The 22,266-nt window shown below is 45.4% G+C and carries 22 protein-coding genes; 10 read left to right on the forward strand and 12 right to left on the reverse strand.

Annotation, left to right across the window (positions count from 1 at the left end; all coding sequences use genetic code 11):
* Positions 1-321: 321 nt before the first annotated feature.
* The 4 genes from ACTTJF_RS07790 to ACTTJF_RS07805 all read right to left on the reverse strand — a co-directional run bounded on the left by ACTTJF_RS07790 (position 322) and on the right by ACTTJF_RS07805 (position 3,683).
* Complete coding sequence (locus tag ACTTJF_RS07790; protein WP_442551465.1) at positions 322-1,194, reverse strand: carbon-nitrogen hydrolase; 873 nt, start codon at positions 1,192-1,194, stop codon at positions 322-324.
* A 96-nt stretch (positions 1,195-1,290) separates the two neighbouring features.
* Entirely contained in the window at positions 1,291-1,758 is a 468-nt protein-coding gene (locus ACTTJF_RS07795; RefSeq protein ID WP_442551466.1) for a low molecular weight protein-tyrosine-phosphatase, read from the reverse strand.
* A 14-nt stretch (positions 1,759-1,772) separates the two neighbouring features.
* Positions 1,773-2,693 carry a cation diffusion facilitator family transporter gene (locus ACTTJF_RS07800; protein ID WP_442551467.1) on the reverse strand — a complete coding sequence of 307 codons (921 nt, stop codon included), beginning with the start codon at positions 2,691-2,693 and terminating at the stop codon, positions 1,773-1,775.
* Positions 2,694-3,683: an agmatine deiminase family protein gene (locus tag ACTTJF_RS07805; protein ID WP_442551468.1), complete on the reverse strand. Its 990-nt coding sequence runs from the start codon at positions 3,681-3,683 to the stop codon at positions 2,694-2,696.
* 155 nt (positions 3,684-3,838) lie between these two features.
* On the opposite strand from ACTTJF_RS07805, the gene ACTTJF_RS07810 reads away from it, so the two are divergent.
* The 4 genes from ACTTJF_RS07810 (at position 3,839) to ACTTJF_RS07825 (ending at position 7,050) form a co-directional block, all read left to right on the forward strand.
* On the forward strand, positions 3,839-4,492 hold the full coding sequence (locus tag ACTTJF_RS07810; RefSeq protein WP_002946746.1) for an amino acid ABC transporter permease: 654 nt from the start codon (positions 3,839-3,841) through the stop codon (positions 4,490-4,492).
* On the forward strand, positions 4,479-5,153 hold the full coding sequence (locus tag ACTTJF_RS07815; protein WP_442551469.1) for an amino acid ABC transporter permease: 675 nt from the start codon (positions 4,479-4,481) through the stop codon (positions 5,151-5,153). The genes ACTTJF_RS07810 and ACTTJF_RS07815 overlap by 14 nt, the downstream gene beginning before the upstream one ends.
* An 8-nt stretch (positions 5,154-5,161) precedes the next feature.
* A complete protein-coding gene (locus ACTTJF_RS07820; RefSeq protein WP_002950871.1) occupies positions 5,162-5,896 on the forward strand; it encodes an amino acid ABC transporter ATP-binding protein in 735 nt (244 codons plus the stop codon).
* Positions 5,897-6,213: 317 nt separating this feature from the next.
* Positions 6,214-7,050: a cysteine ABC transporter substrate-binding protein gene (locus ACTTJF_RS07825; RefSeq protein WP_122863555.1), complete on the forward strand. Its 837-nt coding sequence runs from the start codon at positions 6,214-6,216 to the stop codon at positions 7,048-7,050.
* Between the two features lie 404 nt (positions 7,051-7,454).
* On the opposite strand, the gene groL is transcribed toward ACTTJF_RS07825, so the two are convergent.
* Both groL and groES read right to left on the reverse strand, forming a co-directional pair.
* Positions 7,455-9,089: a chaperonin GroEL gene (groL, locus tag ACTTJF_RS07830; protein WP_314089690.1), complete on the reverse strand. Its 1,635-nt coding sequence runs from the start codon at positions 9,087-9,089 to the stop codon at positions 7,455-7,457.
* A gap of 21 nt (positions 9,090-9,110) precedes the next feature.
* Positions 9,111-9,371 (reverse strand): co-chaperone GroES, encoded by a 261-nt coding sequence (gene groES / locus ACTTJF_RS07835; protein ID WP_002946739.1) that lies wholly within the window; start codon positions 9,369-9,371, stop codon positions 9,111-9,113.
* A gap of 173 nt (positions 9,372-9,544) precedes the next feature.
* On the opposite strand from groES, the gene ACTTJF_RS07840 reads away from it, so the two are divergent.
* Positions 9,545-12,142, forward strand: coding sequence for a hypothetical protein (locus tag ACTTJF_RS07840; RefSeq protein WP_442551470.1), 2,598 nt, complete (start codon positions 9,545-9,547; stop codon positions 12,140-12,142).
* Positions 12,143-12,754: 612 nt separating this feature from the next.
* Here ACTTJF_RS07840 and ACTTJF_RS07845 read toward each other — a convergent pair.
* From ACTTJF_RS07845 to ACTTJF_RS07870, 6 genes are read right to left on the reverse strand one after another with little or no spacing between them, the layout of a single operon-like run.
* Positions 12,755-13,384, reverse strand: coding sequence for a tetratricopeptide repeat protein (locus ACTTJF_RS07845; protein ID WP_442551471.1), 630 nt, complete (start codon positions 13,382-13,384; stop codon positions 12,755-12,757).
* A gap of 9 nt (positions 13,385-13,393) precedes the next feature.
* A complete protein-coding gene (locus ACTTJF_RS07850; RefSeq protein ID WP_442551472.1) occupies positions 13,394-14,041 on the reverse strand; it encodes a tetratricopeptide repeat protein in 648 nt (215 codons plus the stop codon).
* 9 nt (positions 14,042-14,050) lie between these two features.
* Positions 14,051-14,686, reverse strand: a complete 636-nt coding sequence (locus ACTTJF_RS07855) for a tetratricopeptide repeat protein (RefSeq protein WP_442551473.1) — start codon at positions 14,684-14,686, stop codon at positions 14,051-14,053.
* A 52-nt stretch (positions 14,687-14,738) separates the two neighbouring features.
* Positions 14,739-15,338, reverse strand: a complete 600-nt coding sequence (locus ACTTJF_RS07860; protein WP_122873697.1) for an NUDIX domain-containing protein — start codon at positions 15,336-15,338, stop codon at positions 14,739-14,741.
* Entirely contained in the window at positions 15,323-16,696 is a 1,374-nt protein-coding gene (gene mgtE, locus ACTTJF_RS07865; RefSeq protein ID WP_442551480.1) for a magnesium transporter, read from the reverse strand. Before mgtE ends, ACTTJF_RS07860 begins: the two co-directional genes overlap by 16 nt.
* Before the next feature lie 3 nt (positions 16,697-16,699).
* Entirely contained in the window at positions 16,700-18,463 is a 1,764-nt protein-coding gene (locus ACTTJF_RS07870) for a peptidoglycan DD-metalloendopeptidase family protein (protein ID WP_442551474.1), read from the reverse strand.
* 280 nt (positions 18,464-18,743) lie between these two features.
* Between ACTTJF_RS07870 and ACTTJF_RS07875 the strand changes: the two genes are divergently transcribed.
* The 5 genes from ACTTJF_RS07875 to ACTTJF_RS07895 all read left to right on the forward strand — a co-directional run.
* Entirely contained in the window at positions 18,744-19,724 is a 981-nt protein-coding gene (locus ACTTJF_RS07875; RefSeq protein ID WP_442551475.1) for an IS110 family transposase, read from the forward strand.
* 181 nt (positions 19,725-19,905) lie between these two features.
* The gene (locus tag ACTTJF_RS07880; RefSeq protein WP_442551476.1) at positions 19,906-20,106 is read left to right on the forward strand and encodes a hypothetical protein; all 201 of its coding nucleotides are present in this window, start codon (positions 19,906-19,908) and stop codon (positions 20,104-20,106) included.
* 2 nt (positions 20,107-20,108) lie between these two features.
* The gene (locus ACTTJF_RS07885) at positions 20,109-20,549 is read left to right on the forward strand and encodes a hypothetical protein (RefSeq protein WP_442551477.1); all 441 of its coding nucleotides are present in this window, start codon (positions 20,109-20,111) and stop codon (positions 20,547-20,549) included.
* A 103-nt stretch (positions 20,550-20,652) separates the two neighbouring features.
* Positions 20,653-20,973, forward strand: coding sequence for a hypothetical protein (locus tag ACTTJF_RS07890; RefSeq protein WP_442551478.1), 321 nt, complete (start codon positions 20,653-20,655; stop codon positions 20,971-20,973).
* The coding region (locus ACTTJF_RS07895; RefSeq protein ID WP_442551479.1) for a hypothetical protein at positions 20,973-22,266 on the forward strand (1,294 nt) is incomplete at its 3' end. The genes ACTTJF_RS07890 and ACTTJF_RS07895, both read left to right, overlap by 1 nt.

The raw sequence follows: 22,266 nt of genomic DNA on the forward strand, positions 1-22,266 counted from the left end.
GTTTGGGCGTGGTCAAATTTGAATAATTTTTTAAATTTTACCGGCCGAGACTTGCACCTTTAAGACGCTAAATTTGGATTAGTTAAATTTGAGGTTACAGCTTTGATTTCTTTTTATAGGGGCTTTAAATTTAGCATTTTCAGGGTGTGGGTCTCGGCGAGCCAAATTTGCAAATTTGGGTTCAAATTTGAATAGAAAAAGTTAAGACGAAGTATTTTTGAGCTAGACGAGGCGCTTTTAAATTTGGCGACGGGAGTTACCATATAGGTAATGACCGAGCCAAATTTAAAAGCAACGAAGTATAGGGCAAAAAGACGAGCCTTAATCAATAAATCTTTTTGTTAAATTTGCGTACGCATCTATCCTTCGGTCTCTCAAAAACGGCCAAGTCCTGCGCACTTCTTCGCTTCTGGTCATATCGATCTCGACGATACGACACTGCTCGCTCTGGCTATCGGCGCGGAAAAGCTCCTCGCCCTGCGCTCCGAAAACAAAGCTGTTGCCCCAAAATTTAATCCCGTCCATCACACCACTCTCGTCCTTTTCAAAGCCCACGCGGTTTACGGCGATCACGGGCAGGCCGTTTGCGACCGCATGCCCGCGCTGCACGGCGACCCACGCCTCTAGCTGACGCGATTTTTCCTCTTCCTCGTCGCTCTCGAACCAGCCGATCGCGGTCGGATAGATGAGTAGCTTCGCGCCGCGCAGAGCCATGAGGCGCGCAGCCTCGGGATACCACTGATCCCAGCACACCAAAAGTCCGAGCCTGCCTACGCTCGTATCGATGGGCTCAAAGCCGATGTCGCCGGGAGTAAAGTAAAATTTCTCGTAAAAGCCGGGGTCGTCGGGGATGTGCATTTTGCGGTATTTGCCCGCGACGCTGCCGTCTTTTTCGAAGACGAATGCGGTGTTGTGATATAGGCCGTCCGCGCGTTTTTCAAAGAGCGAAGTAACGAGCACGACGCCGTTTTGCCGCGCTACCTCGCCCCAAAATTTGACGTCGTTTTCCCAGCCCTCGGCAAGATCAAAAAACCTCGTCTCCTCGCTCTGGCAAAAATACTGCGTCTGGTGTAGCTCCTGAAGCACGACGAGCTCCGCCCCGCCGCCGCTAGCTTCGCGCACGAGCTCGAGCGTCCTTTGCACGGTCGCATCTTTAGTGCCGTGAAATTTTTGTTGGATTAGCGCTACTTTCATATTTTTCCTTACGATTTAAAATTTCAAAATTATATCAAAGCGGGGATAAAATAGGGCTTGAACGGCCTACAAGCTAAATTTACCGCTCCAGCCGACTCATAAAATTTGCTTCAGCCTTTCAAGCAGCCCTGCGCAAGAGCTAGAAACGTCCTCGTAGCACCGCTCAAAATCGCGGGTGTAGTATGGATCGGCGATTATTTTGCCGCTTGAGGCCTCGCTAAATTCGAGCAGGAATTTTACTTTTTCGTCAAATTTAGCCTCAGCACCGAATTTACGCTTCAAAGTCCTTAAATTTTCATCGTCCATTATCAAGATAAGATCGCTGCTATCAAAATCTTTTTGCGTTATCAAGGTCGCTTTATGAGGAGTCACGGGTACGCTGTTTTGTTTCAAAACCCGCACGGTTTCGTAGTATGGCGGCTCGCCTATCTCGTCCTCGTGCGTGGCGCGCGAGTCGATACTAAGACGCCCGGCTAGACCGGCATTCTCGGCTAAATTTTGCATAACCGACTGCGCCATAGTCGAGCGGCAGATATTTCCGTGGCAAACGAATAAAATTTTCATATTTTTCCTTTGATTTAGCATTCGCACGAGCCGTTTTGATCGTCGCACGGATCAAGGTGCGTCGTGATCTGCCATTCAAACTCGCCGTATTTAGCCCTGATAGCGGCTTCTATCTCGTCTGAAATTTTGTGCGCGTCGTAAAGCGAAATTTCGCGGTTAAAGACTAGATGAACAGCGACGTAGCAGATGTTTGCGCTCTTTCTGGTAGCTAGGCCGTGATAGCTTGCTATCTGAGGGCGCGAGCGGATTATCTCTTCGATTTGCGCCGTCATCTCGGGATCTAACGCGCGGTCAAGTAGCACGCCTACGCTTTCTTTCATCAAATTTATCGCGCTAACGGCGATGTAGCCGCTAATCACTATACCAAAAACGGCGTCTATCGCGGCAAATCCCGTAAATTCGACCAAGATAAGCGAGGCGATAACGGCTAGGTTGCTAAAAAGGTCGCTTTTATAGTGCAGCGCATCGGCTCTAACTATCAAATTTCTCGTGCGGCGAGCGACGCGGGAGAGGTAGGCGACCAGTAGCCCAGTAACCGCGACCGATAGCGCCATCGCATAGAGCGAAAAAGCCGTATCTACAGGCACTTGCTCCGTTTGTAGCTTACGCACGCTCTCGTAAAGTATAAACGCACCCGCACCTACGATCAAAACGCCCTCAAACATCGCCGCAAGCGCTTCTAGCTTGGCGTAGCCGAAGTTAAATTTAGCATCGGGCGCGGCTTGGGATTTACGGATGGCGAAGAAATTTAGCGCGGAAACTAGCAGGTCAAGCATCGAATCGATCGCCGAACTAAGCACCGCCACCGAACCGCCGATCAAACCCGCGGCAAATTTAACCACGGCTAGTGTAAACGCCGTCGCGCCCGCGACTATCACGGCTCTGCGGCCTAAAATTTCATTTTGCCTTTTTATGTCGGCATTGTTTAATTGCATTTAGATTTCGCTTTCGCTTCTTGCGCCTACAAATCTATTCTGCGAAGAACAATGCAGCGAGCCGTTTTGACGTACGAAAACGAGCGAATCCACGCCGATTATCTTATGGTTCGGCAGCTCCCGAGCTAGTCGATCAAGCGCGATTTTATCGTTGTCATCATTGTACGTCGGAACGATAACGGCGCCGTTTATAAAGATAAAATTCGCATACGTGCACCCAAGCCTCTTGCCACCATAAAATTTGGCCTTCGGAAGTGGTAACGGCACGAGCTTAAAGCCCGTATTTTCAAGCTCTTTTTTCATCGCGGCAAGCTCTTCGAAATGCTCGTCGGCAGGGTCATCGCAGGAGGCGTATGCTATGGTATCAGCAGCGATAAAGCGCGCCAGAGTATCGACGTGGCTATCAGTGTCGTCGCCCTTTATAAAGCCGTTTTTAAGCCACACTACGCGCCGAAGGCCAAAAAGTTCCCTAAGCCGCGCCTCGATCTGCTCTTTGCTTAGATGGGCGTTGCGGTTGTCGTTTAGTAGGCACTTTTCAGTCGTTAGTAGCGTGCCGTGGCCGTTAAAATCGATACTGCCGCCCTCAAGCACGAGATCGATACTTCGCAAATCGCTTTTAAAACGCTTAGCTAGCTCCAAATTTACGGCGTTATCTTTCGAGCTTTCAAATTTACCGCCCCAAGCGTTAAATTTAAAATCATAGCTGACGATTTTAGCGCCATCCTCTACGTCTATCATACCGTAGTCGCGTATCCACGTATCGTCGGTGTCGATTTTTACGAACTCTACGTTATCAAATTTAGCAAATCGCTCCGCAAAAATCCTCTCATTAGGGCAGATCAAAACGACCTTTTGAAACGGCACGATAGCTGCCACGAGCCTCTCGTAAGCGTCTAAAATTTCATCCAGATACGGCTTCCAGTCGGTGTTTTCGTGCGGAAGCGATAAAAATATCAGCTCTTGTTTTTCCCACTCTGCAAACGCTCTCAAATTCGTCCTTTATTTAAATAATTTCTATCAAAATTTAGGGGTTATGATACCTTTTGCAAGCTTAAATTTTAAAATAAATCATACAAAATTAGTTTTAAATTTAGTTTGCTTTCGCTACAATCTCGCGAAATTATCAAAAAGAAGCTAAAAAATTTATGGATTTTGAGTTTATAAAAGAATTTACGCCGATGTTCGTAAAAGCGGGCATTTTCACCGTCAAGCTCTCGCTTTACGGCATCTTGCTCTCGCTTGTTATCGGCATATTTTGCACGCTGGTTAAATTTTACAAGGTCAAGATCCTGATGCCTATCGTAAACGGCTACATCGAGGTTTCTAGAAACACGCCGCTGCTTATACAGCTTTTTTTCCTCTACTACGGACTTAGCAAATTTGGGCTAAATTTGAGCGCCTTTACCTGCGCGGTCGCGGGACTTGCGTTTCTGGGCGGCAGCTATATGGCTGAAAGCTTTAGGCTTGGCTTTGAGGCTGTAAAAAAGACGCAGATCGAGGCCGCGCTTAGCGTCGCGCTCACGCAGGGGCAAATTTTACGCTACGTTATCTTGCCTCAGGCTTTTAGCGTTTCGATCCCCTCGATCGCGGCCAACGTCATCTTTCTCATCAAAGAAACCTCGGTCATCAGCATCATCGCCCTACCCGATCTAGTTTACGCGACAAAGGATATCATCGGGCTTTACTACATGACCGACGAGGCGCTTTTTATGCTCGTCGTTAGCTATTTGATTATCATTTTGCCGATATCTTTGGTGTTATTTTGGCTTGAAAAAAGGATGAGAGTTGGACGGAGTTAGTATTTTATTCGACCCGCTGGTCTTAAAGCGGCTGATTTTCGAGGGGCTGTGGATGAGCGTGCAGATTTCAGCCATCTCGATCGCCATCTCTCTTGTTTTAGGCACGTTTTTGGGCGTGCTGATGAGCTCGAAAAACAAATTTATCTTTTTCGTGCTCAAAATTTGCCTCGAAATCGTACGTATAATGCCTCAAATCGTCTGGTTATTTTTGTTTTACTACGGCGCAAGCAAGGCATTTGGGCTCGATATTTCCAAATTTAACGCCTCGCTCATCGTATTTAGCTTGTGGGGCGTATTTGAGATGATGGATATCGTGCGCGGCGCGATCGTCTCGATACCGAGGCATCAGTTTGAGAGCGCGGCGGCTCTAGCGCTTTGCAAGACTCAAATTTATCTTTACGTCGTGATCCCGCTAGCCACGCGCCGCCTGGTGCCCGCGGGCGTAAATTTGCTAAGCCGTATCATCAAAACCACCCCGATCGTCGCCCTCATCGGCGTACCCGACCTGCTAAAAGTCGGACAGCAAACGATCGAGGCGGCGAGCCTAACCGCCAACCCGACCGTGCCGTTTTGGATATACGGCTTTATATTTTTATTATATTTTCTCGTCTGCTATCCTATCTCAAAACTATCCAAGATACTTGAAAACAGATGGGCATAAGGAACCAAATGAGCGAAATTTTAAAACTCTCAAATTTAAGCAAATCTTACGGCGACTTGCAGGTGCTAAAAGGCATAGACCTTAGCGTCAAAAACGGCGAAGTAGTCGTGATCCTAGGGCCGTCAGGATGTGGCAAAAGCACGACCCTGCGCTGCATAAACGGCCTTGAGCCCTTTGACGGCGGGCAGATAGAGATAGCCGGCGAAAAGATCGATAAAGACTACAAAGACTGGATCAAAATCCGCCAAAAAGTGGGTATGGTTTTTCAAAACTACGAGCTGTTTGACCATATGAACGTCATCGAAAATATCGTGCTAGGCCCGGTAAAAGCACAAAAAAGAAGCCGCGAAGAGGTCGAAAAAGAGGCCGAGGCGTGGCTGGAAAAAGTAGGCCTAAAACACAAAAAATACGCCTATCCAAAGGAGCTTAGCGGCGGGCAAAAGCAACGCATCGCTATCGTACGCGCGCTTTGCATGAGGCCCGAGATCATGCTATTTGACGAGATAACGGCCTCGCTGGATCCAGAGATCGTGCGCGAGGTGCTAGACGTCGTCATAAACCTCGCCAAAGAGGGCATGACGATGCTAATCGTGACTCACGAGATGGGCTTTGCTCGCTCGGTGGCAAATCGTATAGTATTTATGGATGAAGGTAAAATCGTCGAGGAGAGCGAGCCCGAGGCGTTTTTCACGCATCCAAAAAGCGAACGTGCGAAGAAGTTTTTAAATTTATTTTCGTTTTAGGGGTTTTAAATTTGACGTTTTTAGGCTAAATTTGAAAGCTTTTCGTCAAATTTAAATAACTTAATTTATCATTTTACTTTAACTCAAATTTACTCAAAATAACCCGCGCAAATTTAATCCTCTAGCCGTTTCTTAAATCTAAAATTAAATTTGTAAATTTATTTTGAGTAAATTTTACACTCTATTTTAAATTTAGCGTTACGTTTTTATACAAAATTTGATTATTCTCTGCGCCCGTCGTCCGAAAAAGTACAAATTTAGTCGCATTTTAGTCAAGCTTTTGTATATTTTGCGCACTTTATTTTAAAGGAGAAAGAATGAGAAAACTTCTGTTTTCATTTTTGGCAACATTCGCCGCCGTCTTTCTAACGGGTCAGGCTAATTTGCAGGCTGCCGAAGCGGACGCTTTGGCTAAAATCAAAGAGCGCGGATACGTGCGCGTGGGCGTTTTTAGCGACAAACCGCCATTTGGCTACGTCGATAAAGAGGGCAAAAACCAAGGCTACGACATATACTTCGCCAAACGCATCGCAAAGGATCTGCTAGGCGACGAGAGCAAGGTAAAATTTGAGCTCGTAGAGGCAGCGGGCCGCGTAGAAGTGCTAGTAGCCGACAAGGTCGACATCACTTTGGCAAATTTCACCAAAACCCCTGAGCGCGCTAGAGTCGTTGATTTTGCGCTTCCGTATATGAAGGTGTCGCTAGGCGTAGTTAGCCCGGACGGCGCGGTCATAAAAAGCGTGGACGAGCTAAAAGGCAAAAAACTAATCGTCAATAAAGGCACGACCGCGGATGCGTATTTCACGAAAAATCACCCCGACATCGAGCTTATAAAATACGACCAAAACACGGAAACCTTCGCCGCCCTGGTCGATAAAAGAGGCGCGGCGCTAGCGCACGATAACGCGCTGCTTTTTGCGTGGGCTAAAGAAAATCCAGGCTTTACCGTCGGTATCGAAGCCCTAGGCGAGGTCGACGTCATCGCGCCTGCGGTCAAAAAAGGCAACAAAGCGCTACTTGAGTGGCTAAATAACGAGATCGTGGAACTAGGCAAGGAAAATTTCTTCCACAAGAACTATGACGCTACGCTAAAACCGATCTATGGCGATAGCGTAAATCCAGAATCTCTCGTCGTCGAAGGCGGCAAACTGTAAAGCCCAAAGTCGGAAGAAATTCCGACTTTTTCTTTCTATATCATTTTAAAATTTAGAATACTAAACAAATTTAAAAAACCACATAATCTATCGCTGCAATACTTCACATATGACTAAATTTTATTTTTAAGCACGTTATAATGAGAGGCAAAATTTAAGCGTCCAGAATAGACAATAAGTAAATTTTGCTTTTACTTCTTAAAACAAAAATGGTAAATTTTCTCCTCAACTCTAGCAAAGTAAACCGCTAAATTTGAGCCCATAGGTCAAGGTTTTTAAATCTTAATTACCGTAGTGTCTAAGAATATTTTTAAATATTTTGTAGATTTTTACTTGTAAAATTAATAATGAAATTTTGAAGAAAAACCTGCGGAAAGCCAAGGCCTCCCGCAGATAAAGGCGTATTACATCATTCCGCCCATGCCACCCATTCCGCTCATATCAGGCATCGCAGGCATCGGTTTATCCTCTTTTAGCTCGCTTATAGTAGCTTCCGTGGTTAGAAGCAGGCTCGCCACGCTGACCGCGTTTTGTAGAGCCACGCGCTCGACCTTGACCGGGTCAATGATACCTGCCTTAAACATATCCACGTACTCGCCAGTAGCTGCGTTAAAGCCGTAGTTATCGTCTTTGCTAACGCTTACGGAGTTTGCTACTACGCCCGCGTCAAATCCCGCGTTTTCAGCGATCTGGCGGAGTGGAGCGGTTAGAGCGCGTCTTACGATATCAGCGCCTATAGCTTCGTCGCCGCTTAGTTTTAGATCTACTTTTGCGCTAGCTTTGATAAACGCAGCGCCGCCGCCGATCACGATGCCCTCTTCTACGGCCGCTTTAGTCGCGCTTAGAGCGTCGTCCACGCGGTCTTTTTTCTCTTTCATCTCGGTCTCGGTAGCAGCGCCCACCTTGATAACCGCTACGCCGCCGCTTAGCTTAGCTAGGCGCTCTTGTAGTTTTTCTTTGTCGTAGTCGCTCGTAGTTTCCGCTATTTGAGCTTTTATTTGGATGATTCTAGCGTCGATTGCCGATTTCTCGCCTGCACCGTTTACGATAGTCGTGTTATCTTTATCGATGATGACGCTTGAAGCTTGACCAAGGTCGCTTAGAGTCGCGCTTTCTAGCGTTCTGCCTAGCTCTTCGCTCACTACTTCGCCGCCGGTTAGTATCGCAATATCCTCAAGCATCGCTTTTCTGCGATCGCCAAAGCCCGGAGCCTTAACCGCAGAGATGTTTAGCACGCCGCGAAGCTTGTTTACCACTAGCGTTGCAAGCGCCTCGCCCTCGATATCTTCAGCGATGATTAGCAGCGGTTTACCTGTTTTTTGGATCTGCTCGAGCACAGGTAGCAAATCTTTTAAATTTGTAATCTTCTTGTCAAACAGCAAGATAAACGGATTGCTTAGCTCGACCTGCATCTTTTCGGCGTTTGTGATGAAGTACGGGCTTAGATATCCGCGGTCAAACTGCATACCCTCAACCACGTTTAGCTCGTCGTGGATTGATTTTGCTTCCTCTACGGTTATTACGCCGTCTTTGCCGACTTTTTCCATCGCGTCAGCGATCAGTCCGCCGATAGCAGAGTCTGAGTTTGCCGAGATAGTCGCTACTTGCGCGATCTCTTTTTTATCGGTTACTTTGCGCGATAGGCTTTTTAGTTCGGCGATTATAGCTGCGGCCTCTTTATCCATACCGCGTTTTACTTCGACAGGATTTGCTCCTGCGGTGATGTTTCTTAAGCCCTCTTTAAAGATGGAGTGCGCCAAAACCGTAGCCGTAGTCGTGCCGTCGCCCGCTTCATCGTTTGTTTTGCTAGCGACTTCTTTTACTAGGCCTGCGCCCATGTTTTCTAGAGCGTCTTTTAGCTCGACCTCTTTAGCTACGCTCACGCCGTCTTTAGTGATCGCAGGAGCGCCGAAGCTCTTTTGCACTAGCACGTTTCTGCCGCGAGGCCCCATCGTTACTTTTACCGCGTCGTTTAGTTTTCTAACGCCTTCGTATAGTCTATTTCTAGCCTCGTCTGAAAAAAATATCTCTTTTGCCATCTTTTTTCCTTTAAATTTAGATTATTTTAAAACGCCTAAAACATCTTCGATTTTTAAAACCAAATATGTTTTACCATCAAGCACGACCTCGGTGCCGCCGTATTTAGCGAAAACCACGCTATCGCCCACGCTCACGCCTTCTACCTCGCTTGATACCGCCAAAACCTTGCCGCTTAAAGGTTTTTCTTTTGCATTATCGGGTATAATGATGCCCGAAGCGGTCGTTTTGACGTCCTCGAGACGCTCGACTAAGACTCGTTTGCCTAACGGTTGAAAATTCATGATTCATCCTTTATGGTTTGATTTTACTTTTTTAGCACTCTTTTGTTTTGAGTGATGAAATTATAGTCAAATTTTTAGAATTTGTCAATGATTTAGCTAAAATTCTTAATAAGTCTTAGTATAATCGGCTCAAGTTTCATAATAAAATTAAACTAAATCTAAAAGGATAGACGATGAAAATTTTAGGCGCTCTGCTCGGACTGGTTTTTGCTTTGCTTATCGCGGTTTACGTTGCGGCCTTTACGGATTTTGGCAACGGTTTGGTTAAACCGTATGTCCAAAATTTGATCAAAGAAAAAAGCGGATTTGACGTCAAATTTGACAAATTTCAGATCCGTCCGACGAGCGTAGATATCGTAGCGAACGTAAACGGCGAGATCGCGGCAAACGTAAACGGCGGGCTTTCGATTTTCTCTCAAAGCCTTGATCTAAAATACGACGTCGCCGTTAGCGATCTAAAAAGCCTGGGCGTCAAGCTAAACGAAGCTATGAAAATCTCAGGCATCGCAAAGGGCAAATTTAGCGATTTTACCGCTAGCGGAGTAGGCCAAATGCTAGGCTCAAACGTCAGCTTCGACGCAAATTTAAAGGACTACAAGCCGCTTTCTTTAAAGCTAGACGCTAAAAATTTACAGGTCGAAAAAGCTCTAGCGCTAGCCGGTCAGCCTATCTATGCGCACGGTAAAATCTCCGCCGTCGCAAATATAGTAGAAAGCGGCGGCAAGCCAAACGGCACCGCAAATATCGATATCTTGGACGTTAAAACAGACAACGCGCTAATCGCAAAGGATTTTAACGTCACTCTGCCGTCAAATTTCGCCGCAAACGGCAAAGTCCTAGCCGACGTCAAAGACGGCATCGTAAACGCCAAAAGTGCGGTGATCACGCCGCTAGCGACGATCGGCAGCGACAAGACGATCTACGATCCAAACTCAAATACCCTAAGCAGCGACGTCAAGCTCATCGTGGACGATCTAGCCAAATTTGAGCCTGTCATAAAGCAAAAGCTTAGCGGCGCGTTTAAAGCAAACGGCAACGTCATCGCCACCGCCGGCGAGCTAAAAAACTTCGACGTTAAGATCGAGGGATTTGGCGGTAACGTCAATGCGGTGCTAAACGGCGGCAAACTCATAGCCAAAATCAGCTCGCTAAAGCTTGACGAACTGGTTAAAATTGCCGCTTTCCCGGCATTTATCGGCGGAACGATCAGCGGCGAAGCGGTGCTAAACAACGTGCACAACACGCAAAATATCTCGGGCTCGGTTAAGCTCGCCACCAAAAACGCGCGGCTAAATCCGGCCGAGCTAAAACAGGTCGCAAAGGAGATAAATTTAAGCAAACCTCTAGCCTTTGAACTAAACGCAAACGCCGACGTGGCAAGCTCGAAAGCCAAATTTAACGCCTCGCTAAACTCCGAGCTTCTAAAACTAAAGAGCCTAAGCGGCGTTTACGGACTGGACGACAAAAACGCGGACGTCAAATTTGACGCGGGCATCGATGATCTGGGTAAATTTGAAGAGCTAATCGGCAAAAAACTATCGGGCAAAGTGGACGTCAAAGGCGCGGCAAAACTCGCAAAGGGCGCGCTTAGCGAGCTAGATCTAAACGCAAACGCGCTAGGCGGCAAGATAGATGCGATCCTAAAAAACGAAAAACTCACGGCAAATTTAAGCGCGCTTTCGCTCAAAGACGCATTTACGCTGGCTGCGCTGCCAAACTACGCCGACGCCGTGATCGACGGTTCCGTCAATCTAAACGGACTGGATCCCAAAAATCTCAGCGGTACGGCTAAATTTAACGTCAAAAACGGTATCGTAAACAGCGCCGTCGTAGCAAAGGAGCTGGATAAACGCTTCCCAAGCGGCACGAAATTTGACGCCAATGCAGACGTCGCTATAAACGGCGGCAAGGCTAAATTTGACGCGGTAGCAAACCTCGTCTCAAACGCGAACAAAAACCTAATCGCGCTAAAAAATCTAAAAGGCGACTACGAGCTTGAAAGCGGCTCTGCAAAGGCGGATTTTGAGCTTAGCATAAGGGAGCTAAAAGAGATCGAGTTTTTGGTCGGAAGGCCGCTTTACGGGCCTTTGCTAGTTATCGGCGACGCGACTAAAACGGGCGAAAAGCTAAGTGCGAATGTAAATTCGCGGCTCTTTAACGGCGATCTTAAAGCGGTCTTAAAAGACGACATCCTAAACGCAAATTTAAAAAGCTTTACCGCCAAAGGCCTTACCGACTTTCTGGGTCTCTCGCACGTCTATGACGGCACTGGCGATATGACGATGGACTATAATCTCGTCTCGCAAAAAGGTAAATTTGACGTCATCGTAGACGAAGGCAAGCTCGCAAAGACCGATTTTACCGAGCAGGTAAGAACCTTCACGGGGCGCGACATCACGAGCGAAATCTATAAAAACAGCAAAATAAAAGGCACGATAAACAAAAACCTCATCGACTTTAACGCCGATATGAACGCGACTAGAAGCCGCGTCTGGGTAACTAGCGGCAAATACGATATGGCAACCAAGGCCGTAAATGTGCCGATAAAAATGAACTACGAAAAAACCGACATCGACATCACCGTCACGGGCACTAGCGACAACCCGAAATACACGATCGGCTCAGACTACCTAAAGGGTAAGGCGGTCAAAGAGCTGGATAGATTTTTGGATAAGAAATTCGGCAAGGACGACGAAAACGGCACCACGGGCGATGCGAAAAAAGACGCCAAAAAAGATGCGATAAAAGGGCTTCTCAAGGGGCTATTTTAGGTAAATTTGAGCTAAGCGCGGCGGTAAATTTGACACCGAATTTGAGCAAAATAAGTTCGCAAATTTAAAGCCAGAACCCGTTTGCTCGGCGCGTCAAATTTGAGCTGCTGCTCGGCTAAATTTGGTCGCTTGACTAGGCGGTTAAATTTACGATTTACCGGGCGGTAAATTTGGAAGCCGCCTTGCAGTCGCCAAATCTAACGACATCGTTGCCTGATTTGATTTTGCACTTTGTTCCTTGAATTTGCGGCTTGGATTTAGAGGCTGGAAATTTAGTTTAACGTCAAATTTGACACGCTATTTCGCCGTTAATTTTAAACTGCAGAGCGTTAAATTTGGCCAAATTTGATTTTAGCGAGCGAGACGGCGACACATTTAACCAAGACAGATTCAAGGAAATATTTTAGCGGCAGTTACGCGGTACGCTTAAAAAGACGCCCGAGCAAAGCCAAAATAGTAAATTTTAAATGATAGAAGTTTTAGAAGCGGGCGCTACGCAAAGCCGAAAGCCGAATCAACGCCCGTCCATAAATCAAAAACAACGGCGAGCAGAGTTCGCTCGCCGCGTTTTACGCCCCTCACCGCAACCGAAAGCGAGCGAGGCGCGAAATCTTACTTCGCCTTTTTAACGAGTTCTCTAAATTTAACGCAGCCTTCCGTATATCCGTAGTCGCAAGAGGTCCCGTAGATATCCATCGCTTTTTTCATGTCATTTTCGCTCTTTTCGTATCCTTGCGCAAGCATATAGCAGCCTTGCGAATCTTTGTGCTCGCAGGCTAGCGAGTAGTATTTGCGGACTTTTTGCGGGTCTTTCGTGCCGCCGTATTCGCCGCTGTGATGAGCAGCCGCCCTATAGCACGCCTCGCCGACTCCGCCCTCGCAGGCTTTTTCATAAAGCCCCGCCGCCTTTTCGTAGTCTATCTGAGAGATTTGCCACAGTATGGTACCCTCGTACACCGCGGCTACGGCCGTGCAGCCGTCCATGTCGCCCATATCGCAGGCCTTTTTATATAGCGCAAAGGTCTTTTCGCCGCCGCCATCGTCGTCATGCGAGAGCCCCTGCTCGCCTAAAAACGCCGCCATATAGCAGCCGGCGGCATTTTTATCGTCGTTACAAGATTTTTCAAACAGTCGCGCGCCGTTTTCGAAGTCCGATTTTTTTAGATAAATTTTCGTGGCTTGTTCAAAGTTCCCGCCAAAAGCCGCCGCCGCCAAGATCGCGGCTAAAACAATCTTTCTCAACGCATCCTCCTATTTGCTAAATTTTTTAGATTTGGCGCAGCCGCGACCAAGACCGTTTTCGCAAGCAAGACCGTAATATTTCGCCGCCTCGGCGCTATTTTTAGGCGTTCCGTCGCCTGACTCGTAGATGTCCGCCGCGTTGTAGCAGCCCTCGGCCTCTCTCGCTTCGCAGGCTAGTTTATAGTATTTTAGCGCATCGGCGAATTTTGAGGCGTTGTCGTGCTGTTTAGCTATCTTTAGGCAAGCCTCCCCGTCTTTGCTCTCGCATGCCTTTTCGTAAAATTCAGCTGATTTTTCCGTGTCGTCTGGCTCTACGACGAAATTATCGTTTGACGGCGTAGAGTCGTAAAAATCGCCCGCCGCCGAGCAAGCTTTAGCGTAGCCAAGATCGCAAGCGCTTTTATAAAGGTCAAAAACTTCGCCGTTTATTCGCATATGCTCGTCATCGTCTTTTAGGTCGTATGTTTGATATGCTTTTAACTGCGCGGCTATGTAGCAGCCTACGGCGTTTTTATCCTCGTGGCACGACTTTTCGTAGAGTTTGAGTACGTTTTTATCGCCCATATCTTGTAGGTATTTTTTAGTAGCGATTTCAAAATTCGTCTGCGCGGCCGCCAATCCGGCTAAAATCAAAACAAGATAAATTTTCTTAAACATAGCGGCTCCTTATTTTTTGTTTTTATAAAGTTTTCTAAAATCGGCGCAAGCTCCCCTAGAGCCGTAGTCGCAAGCTAACCCGTAAAAATCCATCGCCTTCGTCGCGTCTTTTTTCACGCCCTCGCCCCTTTCGTACATATCAGCTAGCGCGTGGCAGCCGCTTGCGTCCTCGTACTTGCACGCGGTTTCGTAAAATTTAGACGCTTTGGCTAAATTTTGCTCGGTACCCCCACTATTGTAGTCGTAGTATCCGGCCACTCTCGCGCACGCGGCGCCCACTTTGCCCTCGCAAGCTTTTTCGTGAAATTTCATCGCTTTTTTATAGTCGGTTTCCTGTCCGGCCTGTCCGTTTTCGTAGATGTCGCCCAGAGATTTGCATCCGTCCATATCGCCCGCATCGCAAGCTTTTGAAAACTGCTCGAAGCCTTTTGCCTCGCTAGAGTTTTGCGAATAGGCGTTAATGTTTATAAATCCCGCGGCATAGCAGCCTACGATATTTTTCTCCTCGTAGCAAGACTTCTCAAAGAGCTTTAAGGCGTTGTCGTAGTTGTTTTGAGCTAGCTCCGCGCTCGCCTCCTCGAAAGCAGGCACGGCGGCAAAAGCCGCGGACGCCAAAAAAGCGGCGCAAACGATTTTCTTCAGCATTTGTTTTCCTTAAATTTGATTATTTTTCGCGAAATCTAAAATTTGACGCAAACTATCTGCCCATTCTATCGAAAAACCACATAAAAGCAAACATTAGCCCCGTGGCCTTGGTTTTGGTTTCGTCAAACATAAACTCCCGCGCCCGCTCAAGCGGAACATAAACCGGCTCGATATTTTCGCCGTCTATGCCGCCGCCCTCGCCGATCTTCATCGCGTCGTTTATCACGGCAAAAAACATCGTCTGCTTCGCTCCGCCAAAGCCCAGCGCGCCGCGAGTGGATGTTATGCGCTCTACCTTGCTCACGGCAAAGCCCGTCTCCTCGGCGATCTCCTCGATGACGGTCTGCTCCTCGCTCTTGCCTTTATCCATCAGACCCGCGCAAAGCTCGTATGTATAGCCCTCGTCGCCCTTTTGCGTCAAATTTAGCTCGCGTCCGTCTTGCAAGTTAAACCAAACGGCGGGGCGAAACTGCTTAACTAGCAAAAACGCGTCCTTATCCTCGTGATAAAGCAGCACCGAGACGCTGTCGTGAGCCTTGATACACTCCCATCTGACGGACTTTTCGCACAGATCAAAGGAAATTTGATACGGCTTTACGTAGCGCGGGGAGGTTAAATTTTCTATTTTGATATTTTTTACAGAAGTATCCATTTTGCCAGTCCTAAAAAGCTAAAAAAGCCGACCGTGTCGGTAACGGTGGTAAGCAACACGGCCGAGCCGACGGCGGGATCGATGTCAAATTTCTTTAAGGTTAGCGGTATCAAAGTACCGAAAAATCCGGCGAAAAATAAATTTATCAACATCGAAGCGCCGATAACGACGCCAAGCATCGGGCGGTTAAACCACAAAGAAGCGATAACGCCCATCAAAAACGCAAAGGTTAGTCCGTTTATAAGCGCGATGCCGACCTCGCGTTTTAGCGCATTTGCGGCGTTTTTAAACTCGATTTCTCCCAGAGTTAGTCGGCGCACGGTAACCGTAAGCGCTTGGGTGCCGGTGTTTCCGCCCATAGAGGCGACTATGGGCATCAGTACCGCAAGCGCTACGTAGCTAGCTATCGTCTCGTCAAAAAGCCCGATGATCGATGAGCTGATTAGCGCCGTAAATAAATTTATAAGCAGCCAAATCGCTCTCGCGCGGGTAGCCTTAACCAGGCTCGTATCCTCTTCCTCGGCTTCGTCGTCGACGCCGGCTAGGTTATAAATTTGCTCCGTGGCGCTTTCTTTTATAAAGTCGTGGATATCGTCGGTGGTGATACGACCGAGCAAATAGCCCTTGCTATCGACGACCGCGATCGAGTTCATATCGTAGTTTTCGACCGTTTCTACGACCGTCTCGATAGGCTCGTTATCGACGGCTACGTTGGGTTTATACTTGTCCTCTTCGCTCTTTGCGATGATCTCTCTTAAGGTTTGGTTAAAGTCAAATAGTATCAGATCCTCAAGCGGCACCGCATGGAGCAAAACACCCTTTTTATCGGTGATAAAAAGCTGCGAGACGTTTTCTAGCTTGCCCTCTTCTTTTTCGCGTCTTAGCCGCTCTACCGCAGTTTTTAGCTTCTCGTCGATATGCGCGCTAAAAAGCTCCGTCTGCATAAACGCGCCCGCCTCGCCCTCGTCGTAGCTGCGGATACGTAAAATCTCCTCCTGATCGTCCTTGTCTAGGCCGTCAAAGAGCTCTTTTGCTTTTTGTTCGTCGATCTCCTCGATATACTCCAAAAGCTCGGCGGCGTCGTCGCTCTCTAGCTCCTCGATCGCCTCGATGATTTTGTCGCTGGGTATCTGCTCGATCACGTCCTTTAGCATGTGATCGGGCATCTCGATCGCTACGTCGCCCAGGATCTCGGGGTCGAGCTTTTCGAGGTATTCGCCAAAAAGCTCCTCATCGTGCTTTTTGAGCGTTTTTAGGTGCTGGGCGAGGTCGGCGGGGCTTAGTTCCTTATCGATCGTCTCGTTTAGGTGCGAGTCTAGCAGCTCTTTGGCTTCGTTTAATTGCTCGTTTTCTTCCATCATTTACTTCTTTTTGTCGCTTGACTCGGCGGTTTTGCCTTTTGATTTGGCCTTTTTATCGGCGGCGTCTTTTTGCTTTTTAGACTTGTCTTTGCTGGCGTTTACGTCTTTTTTCTTTTTGGACTCGGCTTTGGTTTCTTTATTTGTTTTGTCCTTTTTCTTATCCGTCTGTTTTGATTTGTCTTTGTTATTTTTAGCGGACGAATTTGACTCTGACTTTTTCGTCTCTTTACTTGATTTTTTCGGCTCGGTTTTGTTTGTCGCCTTGTTTGCGGCTTTTGCGGAGGTCAAATTTGACTCTGGTTTTGCGCTCTTTGCCGCGGCTAAATTTGCGGTTTCGTTTGCGTCCGTTTTGGTTCCAGAGGAGTTGCTTTCGGCCGTTGGCTGCGCGGCCAAATTTGACTCTGTTTTAGTTAAATTTGAGTCAGTCAAATTTGCATCGCCGCTGCCGCTTGCAAGCTCGCTGGTCAAATTTGCGTCCGCTGTCGTCAAATTTGCGTCCGCGGCACTCGGCTGCGCCGTTAAATTCAAATCATCGTTCGCCAAAGTCGAATTTGCCTCGCTTTTTGGCTCTGCGATCGGGTGCTCCCAGTCCATCGCCGCGTCAAATCTATACTCTTTTTCAGGGATTCTATCCTTGCCAAGAGCCTTTTTTATCTCAGGCTCTAGCCGCTCTACGCGGTTTTTAAACTCTCTTTCTTCTTTTGAGAAAAATACGCTTTTAGCCACCTTTATCTCGGTTTCAGGATTTACCGCAGTGCCGTTTTTATAGACGCCAAAATGTAGGTGCGAGCCCGTACTCATGCCCGTGTTGCCCACATAGGCGATGAGCTGGCCTTGCTTGACCTTGACGCCGGTTTTTATACCTTTAGCAAAGCCGTTCGTGTGCGCGTACAGCGTCTCGTAGGCGCCGGCATGCTTTAGGATCACGACCTTGCCGTAGCCGCTTTTGGTACCGACGAATTTGACCGTGCCCTCGCCCGCAGCCTTTATCGGAGTGCCTTTAGGAGCGCCGTAATCAACGCCAAGATGAGCCTTATAGCGCTTTAGTATCGGATGAAAGCGCTTGGGCGTAAACGGCGACGTGATGCGGGCGTTTGAGATAGGCCTAGTGAGCAGAAATTTATCGCTTTTCTTGCCGCTTTTGTCGTAGTATTTATTTTGGTGTCTATAGACCGTGTATCTTTTACCCCTGATCTCTATCGCCGCCCAGTCGATTTCAGGCATACCGAAAGTACGACCCAACCTTATTTTTTGCTTGTAACTCATCGCGAGTCTGTCGCCTTTTTTTAGCCTTTTAAACTCGCCGTCGCCCACCTCGCCTTTCATCGCTAGATAAAATCCATGCGCCAGCGCTACGCTGCCGGTGGTTTCTATGATATCTTGCGACGGATTTGCGCTAACGGGCATACTAAGCACGCGGTCGTAGGTCTGATATGAGATCGGAGAGAGCTGAAATTTAAACCCGCCGTCGTCGTCTTTGTAAATTTGCGCTTGAAGCTCTTCGTTTACGGGGATCAGCACCTGAGATATCCCGCCCTTTTCGTCTTTTGAAATTTGATACGAGATGCCTTCCTTAATCTCGTCTAGGAACTCTTTATCCTCCGAGTCCAAATCATAATAAAGCTTTAGCGGGATGGAGTTTTTTTCTAAAAACGTCAAAAAGCTATCGCCCTTGGGCCAGCTAAGCTCCTGGACAGTAGATTGTATAGGCGCGGCGGCAAATAAATTTACCGCCAGCAGTAAAGCTAATGAAAATTTCTTCATAAAATCCCTTGATTTAAAAGTCGTATTTTACTCGAAAATTACTTACATTTTGCAAAACTTGTATGATTGCACCTTGTAAAAGTCCTTAACCTTAAAGCCGTTAAGACTTCGTTAAAATGTTTCCGCTAGTTCCCTGTTGAAAAACTTAGGGTATTTCCCGTATCTAAGATTAGGCGGCTAGCGGGGGCTTAATATGATTCGTTTAAAAATCTTAGTGCTTAGCCACTGAATACAAGAAAGAATTAAAAAGCCAAAACATTTTATAAATAAGGGATATCAGATGAAAAAAGTTTTCTTTGTCGGTGCTGACGTTTCGAAAGAAAAGATTGATTTTTGCTTTTTAACTTCGGTTGAAAACGTGAAACCTAAATTTGTTACATTGCCTAACGATACGGAAACGATCAAAGCTTATTTTCACCCGTTTATCAAGGATGATATATTTATTGCCTTTGAATATACGAATAACTATCACTTGCCGCTACAGTCTGCGTTAAGCGATCTTAAAATCAAATATTCGGCATTAAGCCCCGCTAAGACTTCATATTTTCTTAAACATTTAACCTTACAAAAATCAGATATAACAGACGCTTACGGCTTGGCTCTATATTGCCGTATATTTAAATCCGATTTAAACCCTAGCACTTATAATCACGAATACAACCTAATCAAAAGCTATAATTCTACAATACTACTTTTATCTAAAATCCAAACTCAGTTAAAGAATTTTAAAAAATCTCAGGACTTCGTAGCCGATACGGAGCTATCCGAAATTATAAAATCTCTTACGGTTCAAGTCCAAAAAACACAAGAAAAATTAAAACTTATCGCATTTGAAATTTTAAAATCATTTGTTCCAAACTGCGAGCAAATCATCAAAGAGAATAAAGGCTTTGGTATTGACCTAGCCTTAAATTTGTTTCCACAGCTTCACTTTAACCGCGCTAAATCTGAAAAGCAATTTATTTCATTTCTCGGTTTAAGTCCTCGCATTTATGAGAGCGGGTCGTCGGTTCACAAATCACCAAAGATAAATAAACGCGGTAGTTCTGCAATAAGGCGCGTATTATTTCTTACTGCCCTTGTAAGTTCCCGCTATAACGCTAAATTTAAGCAAAGATACGAAACTTTAGTAAGCAAAGGTAAAAATAAAAAAGTTGCGCTAGTTGCCGTAATGTGCGCTATTGTAAGATATTTAAAATCTCTATTTCCATTAAATGAAAACTATATAAATGAAAGTTTATATCACACTCACGCAGGCTAAATTTCTATTAAGTGCCTATAACTTGCTAGCTAACAAGTTTAAAAAAATATCTCGTAAGGATATTATAAAAGATAGCGGCATAGACGAAAGCAGGGTGTCAAGGATAATACAAGACCGCTATTTGCTTGAAAACCAAATAAACGAAATAAACCAAAATTTAAAAACAAAGGAGTAAATCAAGATGTTAAAGCTTGAAATTCGTTCCCCGCATTCAAAGCAGTTTCACGGCGATAAGTTTGCCGAGGTTATGTCGATTGACTACGACGCGCAGGAGCTTAAATTCGTTTGTGGGTATTCAAAAAATGCCCCTATGCTCTACATACAACAAGGTTTTTCAGATACTGAATTCAGACTACACGAAAATAAATCAAAAAAGGATTAACAATGGCAAAAACTACAGCACCACTTTACACACCCGAGCAAGAGCAGCACGCAAAAGAAATTTACCGCGCGCTTAATCAATCAAAAGACCTTTTCGAGCAAAAGATAAGGGTCAAGAAGCTTAAAGAGGTAGAGGGCAAGATTAAAAAGGATAAAGACGGACACGACATTATAAACGATTTCGGCGAGCCGGAACGTTGGGACAATAGCTATCATCTAACTTACGTAGCAATGAATAGCGGCGGCAAGCATACAACCCGCATAACTCAAGCGCAGTTTCACGAGCTAGACGAGGACGAGATATACATCGCTAGCGGTAAAATCGAGTTTAGGCTATACGCTGACGCTTACAACACTACACCCGTTATCGTGTTTGATAAATTTGTTCCCGCCGTTGATATCTTTGTGACGGCAATGTTAAAACTAGAGGGCGCGAAAGCTTGAATTTTAGGGCGTTTGGCTTAGCCTGCGCCCCGCCTCTCAGGTGGTGTGGGCGTGACAAAGCTAGACAAAGCCCCCTTAAATAACAAACAAAGGATTTTATAAAATGACTTACTCTCAAATATTTAAAAACTCCGATTTACCATATTTTGTAAAATTTGCGCATTTTACAAATTTCGCAAGTCGTTTTATAAGATCGGTTCGTGATACGTTCGGCGTTGAAGTTGATATAAGCTCTAATGAGCATTTTTTTATTTTTACGGTTTCTTTATATCGCGACTATATGGATTATCTTTTAAGCATTGCCCATATAAATATTTATGATTTTAAGTTGATGTTTTTAGCCGATAGTTTTCTGATTGATGACGGCAATACGTCTAAATTTAATAAATTGTTTCTTGAAATATTTAACAGTGAGGCTGAATAATGCAAATAATATCAGAGCCTAAAATCGTTCATCAAGGTATCGATACATTAGTGTTCGGTATAAATTGCACTGATGAAGCCGTATTTCTCACAAAATTTAAGCGTTTCGTGTCAATAGTAAAGACTGCTAAAGAGGCGGCACAATCCGTTAATACATTCGGCGAAAAGTTTTATAAAACCGATCTTGGCTTAATTTATGGCGATTTTTTCGTAAGTAGTAAAGGCTTAGGCGGCTCTTATTTTGGATTTGTAAAAAATGATGACGTTTTCTTTGCCATTTCTGACGCAGATTTCGAGGCAAATAGTCTTTATCACATAAAGTTACAATTTCGATCAATATACTTATTAAAATACGGTCACGAGTTTTGCATTAGTCAAGTTAAGAAGTTTTTATTTGATATTTTTGAGGATAAATACGAAATAAAAATTTTGCGTCTTGACGTTTGTTCGGACGTTGCGGGAATAAAATACACTCCCGTTGATTTCTTTAATTTTCGTTCTTTAAAGAAAATAAGCCATTTTTCGCAAGCTACTATTAAAGAAACGGGCGATGATAGCGTTATAGTAAGCGAGGAAGAAACGGATTTATCAAAGATAAATTTAGCTGATATTAACGTTAATAATTTTATGCGTTTCAATCGTTTTGAGGGTATGAGCTTCGGTAAAAATCCTGATATGTTTCGCGTATACGACAAGATAAAGCAGATCGAGCAAAAAAATATCTCAACTCTTGTTTTTACTAAGTGGGAATTAAATGGTTTTGATTTTAATCGCGATATGTGTGTTTTTAGGCACGAGGCGGAGTTTGGGCGTTTGCGTATTCGTAAATTAATGCCGATTGATGTAAAGGATGAAGTTGAATATTTAATAAATAATGTCGGCCGGTTTTGGTCTACGGGGTTAAATATTTGCAAGTGGTATGACCTTACGGATAGTGAGCGTTCTCGTATTTCGTCAAATACCCTTAAAGATAGTGGCTATCGTATGATTTATCAGCGTTGCGACCAAGATGAAACGCGTCTTAAATTTTGGGATTTACTTGCCGATTGGGATGAAAACCGTTTCACTAAATTATCAAAGCACGATTTCATAAAATCAAAAGATTTAAAACAAGCTAAAAAGGCGTTAAAGGCTTTTGTATCTGCCGTTTATACAAATTTAGGTTACGATTTTAATAATTTTCTCGTAGTTCTCGACGAAGTTAAAAAAGATTTGGATAAGCAAGGTTTAAATTTACACGAATACGGCTTAAGTAAGCTAGCGGGTAATTTTAACAAAAATGAAAAAATTATAA

It is taken from the genome of Campylobacter sp. (assembly GCF_052170435.1).
Classification (GTDB): Bacteria; Campylobacterota; Campylobacteria; order Campylobacterales; family Campylobacteraceae; genus Campylobacter_A.

Excerpts from the sequence above, each read along its gene's own strand:
- ACTTJF_RS07790 (WP_442551465.1), bottom strand. The coding sequence starts at position 1,194 with ATGAAAGTAGCGCTAATCCAACAAAAATTTCACGGCACTAAAGATGCG.
- ACTTJF_RS07795 (WP_442551466.1), bottom strand. The coding sequence starts at position 1,758 with ATGAAAATTTTATTCGTTTGCCACGGAAATATCTGCCGCTCGACTATG.
- ACTTJF_RS07800 (WP_442551467.1), bottom strand. The coding sequence starts at position 2,693 with ATGCAATTAAACAATGCCGACATAAAAAGGCAAAATGAAATTTTAGGC.
- ACTTJF_RS07810 (WP_002946746.1), top strand. The coding sequence starts at position 3,839 with ATGGATTTTGAGTTTATAAAAGAATTTACGCCGATGTTCGTAAAAGCG.
- ACTTJF_RS07820 (WP_002950871.1), top strand. The coding sequence starts at position 5,162 with ATGAGCGAAATTTTAAAACTCTCAAATTTAAGCAAATCTTACGGCGAC.
- ACTTJF_RS07825 (WP_122863555.1), top strand. The coding sequence starts at position 6,214 with ATGAGAAAACTTCTGTTTTCATTTTTGGCAACATTCGCCGCCGTCTTT.
- groL (WP_314089690.1), bottom strand. The coding sequence starts at position 9,089 with ATGGCAAAAGAGATATTTTTTTCAGACGAGGCTAGAAATAGACTATAC.
- groES (WP_002946739.1), bottom strand. The coding sequence starts at position 9,371 with ATGAATTTTCAACCGTTAGGCAAACGAGTCTTAGTCGAGCGTCTCGAG.
- ACTTJF_RS07840 (WP_442551470.1), top strand. The coding sequence starts at position 9,545 with ATGAAAATTTTAGGCGCTCTGCTCGGACTGGTTTTTGCTTTGCTTATC.
- ACTTJF_RS07850 (WP_442551472.1), bottom strand. The coding sequence starts at position 14,041 with ATGTTTAAGAAAATTTATCTTGTTTTGATTTTAGCCGGATTGGCGGCC.
- ACTTJF_RS07855 (WP_442551473.1), bottom strand. The coding sequence starts at position 14,686 with ATGCTGAAGAAAATCGTTTGCGCCGCTTTTTTGGCGTCCGCGGCTTTT.
- ACTTJF_RS07860 (WP_122873697.1), bottom strand. The coding sequence starts at position 15,338 with ATGGATACTTCTGTAAAAAATATCAAAATAGAAAATTTAACCTCCCCG.
- mgtE (WP_442551480.1), bottom strand. The coding sequence starts at position 16,696 with ATGGAAGAAAACGAGCAATTAAACGAAGCCAAAGAGCTGCTAGACTCG.
- ACTTJF_RS07870 (WP_442551474.1), bottom strand. The coding sequence starts at position 18,463 with ATGAAGAAATTTTCATTAGCTTTACTGCTGGCGGTAAATTTATTTGCC.
- ACTTJF_RS07875 (WP_442551475.1), top strand. The coding sequence starts at position 18,744 with ATGAAAAAAGTTTTCTTTGTCGGTGCTGACGTTTCGAAAGAAAAGATT.
- ACTTJF_RS07880 (WP_442551476.1), top strand. The coding sequence starts at position 19,906 with ATGTTAAAGCTTGAAATTCGTTCCCCGCATTCAAAGCAGTTTCACGGC.
- ACTTJF_RS07885 (WP_442551477.1), top strand. The coding sequence starts at position 20,109 with ATGGCAAAAACTACAGCACCACTTTACACACCCGAGCAAGAGCAGCAC.
- ACTTJF_RS07890 (WP_442551478.1), top strand. The coding sequence starts at position 20,653 with ATGACTTACTCTCAAATATTTAAAAACTCCGATTTACCATATTTTGTA.